General features: G+C 73.4%; 5 protein-coding genes. 4 read left to right on the top strand and 1 reads right to left on the bottom strand.

From position 1 onward, the window contains the following. Window positions 1-998 (top strand): NAD(+)/NADH kinase (locus H5J33_RS26780; RefSeq protein WP_181797418.1); only part of this gene is annotated, 998 nt, incomplete at its 5' end. Window positions 999-1258: 260 nt separating this feature from the next. Then, the gene (locus H5J33_RS26775; RefSeq protein ID WP_181797417.1) at window positions 1259-1759 is read left to right on the top strand and encodes a peptidylprolyl isomerase; all 501 of its coding nucleotides are present in this window, start codon (window positions 1259-1261) and stop codon (window positions 1757-1759) included. A gap of 63 nt (window positions 1760-1822) precedes the next feature. Here the strand turns inward: H5J33_RS26775 and H5J33_RS26770 are convergent, their stop codons facing one another. Beyond that, the gene (locus H5J33_RS26770) at window positions 1823-2602 is read right to left on the bottom strand and encodes a thioesterase II family protein (RefSeq protein ID WP_181797416.1); all 780 of its coding nucleotides are present in this window, start codon (window positions 2600-2602) and stop codon (window positions 1823-1825) included. Between the two features lie 160 nt (window positions 2603-2762). On the opposite strand from H5J33_RS26770, the gene H5J33_RS26765 reads away from it, so the two are divergent. Together H5J33_RS26765 and H5J33_RS26760 are read left to right on the top strand one after the other, a co-directional pair. Then, window positions 2763-3416 (top strand): transcriptional regulator, encoded by a 654-nt coding sequence (locus H5J33_RS26765; protein ID WP_181797415.1) that lies wholly within the window; start codon window positions 2763-2765, stop codon window positions 3414-3416. A 14-nt stretch (window positions 3417-3430) separates the two neighbouring features. Then, window positions 3431-3844 (top strand): alanine racemase (locus tag H5J33_RS26760; RefSeq protein WP_181797414.1); only part of this gene is annotated, 414 nt, incomplete at its 3' end.

The following is a 3844-nucleotide window of genomic DNA, read 5'->3' as shown; positions in this document are numbered from 1 at the left end:
CCGGGTGTTCCGGGCGCGGCATGGGCTGCGCGGACATCGACGTGTGGCGGCCGGGCGCGCGGCACAGTGCCCGCGAGGAGCTGGACAGCGCGGGCGATCCCGACCTCATCGTCACGCTGGGCGGCGACGGCACGTTCCTGCGCGGTGCCCGGCTCGCGGCCGAGAGCGACGCCCTGGTGCTCGGTGTGGACCTGGGCCGGGTCGGCTTCCTGACGGAGGTGCCCGCCCCTGCGGTCCGGGCCGCGCTGGACGCCGTGCGGGAGGACCGGATCCACGTGGAGAACCGGATGCTGCTCACCCTGCGCGCGTCCTGCCGGCTGGAGGTGCCCGCGCAGATGGAGGCGCTGCTGGATTACGGGCGCGGCCCGCTGCTGCCCCCGCCGCCGGTGCGCGCGGACTGCGAGGCGGGCGGGGACTGGGGGGTCGCCCTGGACGTGACCGCGCTGAACGACGTGGTCCTGGAGAAGTTCTCCCGGGACCGGCAGGTGTCGGTCGCGGTGTATCTGGCGGGCCGGCTGCTGGCCTCGTACTCGGCGGACGCGCTGCTGGTGGCCACGCCCACGGGGTCCACGGCGTACAGCTTCGCCGCCGGCGGCCCGGTGGTCTCGCCCCGCGCGGAGGGACTGGTGTTCACGCCGGTCGCGCCGCACATGGTGTTCAACCGGTCGGTGGTGGCCGCGCCGGACGAGCCCATCGCGCTGCGGGTGCTCCAGGGGTCGGGGCGGGCCGCGGTCAGCATCGACGGCCAGGTGCGCGGGGTGCTCGGCCCCGGGGACTGGATCGGGGTGTACGCCGCTCCGCGCCGGCTGAAGGCGGTCCGGCTCGGTCCGATGGACTTCTACGGCCGGCTGCGGGAGCGGATGAACCTCACCGACGCGCCGGCCGCGCTCGCCGACGGGGAGGCCGCCCCGCTGTGGCCGGTGACCACGCCGCCGCCGGGCGATCTCGCCCATCTGGCGCTGCCCCGGGCCCCGGGCGACGCGCACCGGCCGTCCTGACGCCCGCCACAGGTGCGGTGCCGCGACCGGACGGGGACCTGCGTGGGAAAGGGTCCGCGGGGCCGTCCGGGGGCCTCGCCGTGACCCGGATGGGCGTTCGGGGCCCGGGGCGCCGCAGCGAGGTACGCGTGCCCTGTGGTCGTATATTCCATGGTGCGCCCGGGCCGTCGATCGGCAGCCCGCCGGTCGCACCGGAGAACGGCCGGCCGGGCCGTACCTGTAGCGTGGGCGAGTCCCACCGGAATGAGGAGATTTTTTCAATGTCGACAGTCGAGCTGAACACCAGCGCCGGCCGGATCGTGCTGGAGCTGAACGACGCCGAGGCGCCCAAGACGGTCGAGAACTTCCTGGCGTATGTGCGCAGCGGCCACTACGACGGCACGATTTTCCACCGGGTCATCAGCGACTTCATGATCCAGGGCGGTGGCTTCACGCCGGACATGCAGCAGAAGTCCACCCTGGCGCCGATCCAGAACGAGGCCGACAACGGGCTGAAGAACGACAACTACACCGTGGCGATGGCGCGTACGAGCGACCCGCACTCCGCGACGGCCCAGTTCTTCATCAACGTCAAGAACAACGCGTTCCTGAACCACACCTCGAAGTCCCCGAACGGCTGGGGCTACGCCGTGTTCGGCCGGGTCACCGAGGGCCAGGACGTCGTCGACGCCATCAAGGGTGTGAAGACGGGCAGCTACCAGGGCCACCAGGACGTTCCCACCGAGCCGGTGGTCATCGAGTCCGCCAGGATCCTGGGCTGACACACCTCTCCGACGGGCGGCACCGGCTCGACCGGTGCCGCCCGTCGCATGCGCCCGGCGCGCTCAGCGGACCGCCCCGGCGCCGGGCGCGAACCGCCGTAGCGCGGCCTCGATCCCGGCCAGGACGGCCTGCTGCCGCGCGACCAGGTAGAAGTGGCCCCCGGGGTGGACGTGGCACTCGAACGGACCGTCGGTCTCCCGGGCCCAGGTGCGGGCCTCGTCGGGGGTGACCCTGGGGTCGGCGTCGCCCGTCAGGACGACGAGGGGGCAGCCCAGCCGTGGTCCGGGGGTGGGCCGGTAGGTGTCCACGGCGCGGTAGTCGGCCCGCAGCACGGGCAGGATCAGCTGAAGCAGGTCCTCGTCCTGGAAGACGGCCGCGTCGGTGCCGTCGAGCCGGACGACCTCCTCGATGAGCCGCGCGTCGTCGTCCAGGCCGAGGGTCTCGGTCCGCTCGGCGGACGGGCCCCGGCGGCCGGAGAGGAAGAGCACCGCGGGAGGCCGGCCCGCGTTCTCCAGCAGCCGGGCCAGCTCGAAGGCGACCAGGGCACCCATGCTGTGCCCGAACAGCGCCAGCGGTGCCGGGTCCCGCTCGTCCAGCGCCTCGAAGACGCCTCGGGCGAGTTCCTGCACGGAGTGCGCCAGGGGTTCCCCGGCGCGGTCCTGCCGGCCGGGGTACTGCGCCGCACGCACGTCCACCGCGGGCGACAGCGCCTTGGAGACGGGGAAGTAGAAGCTCGCGGAGCCGCCGGCGTGCGGCAGGCACAGCAGCCGTGGCGCGCCCGGCTCCGGCTGGTGGAAGCGGCGCAGCCACTTCGAGTGCCCCGCGCTGGACCGGTCTGCCATGCGTCCCCCTCGACGGTACGTGCCGTGTGCGAAACCTGCCGGTACGGAGGGTAGTTGACGTCCGGCGGCGGTGCCGTCCGGAATCCCTGGACAGCGGACACCACACAACTTAGACTCCCCGTCCAGAAGTAGACCTCATGTCGAAGCCGACGGGGAGGCCATGGACCACCGGGTGGGCGCCACGGGCGAGGACGGCGCGGACGAGCACCTCCTGAAGGAGGCGGAGAAGATCGCGGTCGCGCTGGGCCGGATGTTCCCCGGTCTGTGCGAGGTCGTGCTGCACGACCTGCGCGACCCGGAGCACGCGATCCGCGCCATCGAGAACAACCTGTCGGGCCGTCAGGTGGGCGATCCCGCCACCGAGTTGGGCCTGGCCCGCATCGCCGACCCGGACTACCCCGGCGTCGTGCAGAACTACCCGAACCGGTTCCCCGACGGCCGCCCGGCAAAGAGCACGTCCATCGGCATCAAGAACGCGGCGGGCGAGTACGTCGCCGCGCTGTGCCTGAACCTCGACGTGTCCGTGCTCTCCCCCGTCACCCTCGCCCTGTCCAATCTCGTGGCGACGGACACCGAGCACCGCGAGCGGCCCCTGGAGACCCTGCGGGACCGTACCGCGCGGGAGCTGCGCGCGGCGGTGGAGGCCCGCGCCGCCGAGCGCGCCGCCACCCCGCGCTCGCTGAGCCGGGAGGAGAAGAAGGCGCTCGTACGGCAGTTGCAGCGCGACGGCTACTTCGACTCGCGCGACGCCGCGCAGACCATCGCGGACTTGCTCGGCGTGTCCCGGGCGACGGTCTACAACTACGCGAAGTGAGGGATCACCCGCCCATGAGCGCCGCTTTCTCCCCCGCCGTCCGGACGCCGGCCGACCCCGACACGCCGTTCGCCGTGGTGGACGCGCACCGGGCACGGCGCAACATCGCCCGTCTGCGGGCCCGGGCGGACCGCCTCGGGGTCGGCCTGCGCCCGCATGTGAAGACGGCCAAGAGCCTGGACGCCGCCTCCCTCCTGCACGACGGCGGGCCCGGCCCGGTCACCGTCTCCACCCTCGCCGAGGCCGAGGCGTTCGCCAACGCGGGGTACCGCGACCTGACGTACGCCGTCGGTATCGAACCGCGCAAACTCCCGCGCGTGACCGCCCTGGTGCGGCGCGGTGTCACCCTGCGCGTCCTGCTGGACAGCACCGAGCAGGCGGAGTTCGTCGCCGCGGCGGCCCGGGAGGCCGGCCTGGGCCTGCCCGCC

The organism is Streptomyces sp. WELS2 (assembly GCF_013870595.1).
Classification (GTDB): Bacteria; Actinomycetota; Actinomycetes; order Streptomycetales; family Streptomycetaceae; genus Streptomyces.
The sequence above is the reverse complement of the archived record's forward strand: the minus strand, read 5'-3'. Positions and strand labels throughout refer to the sequence as shown.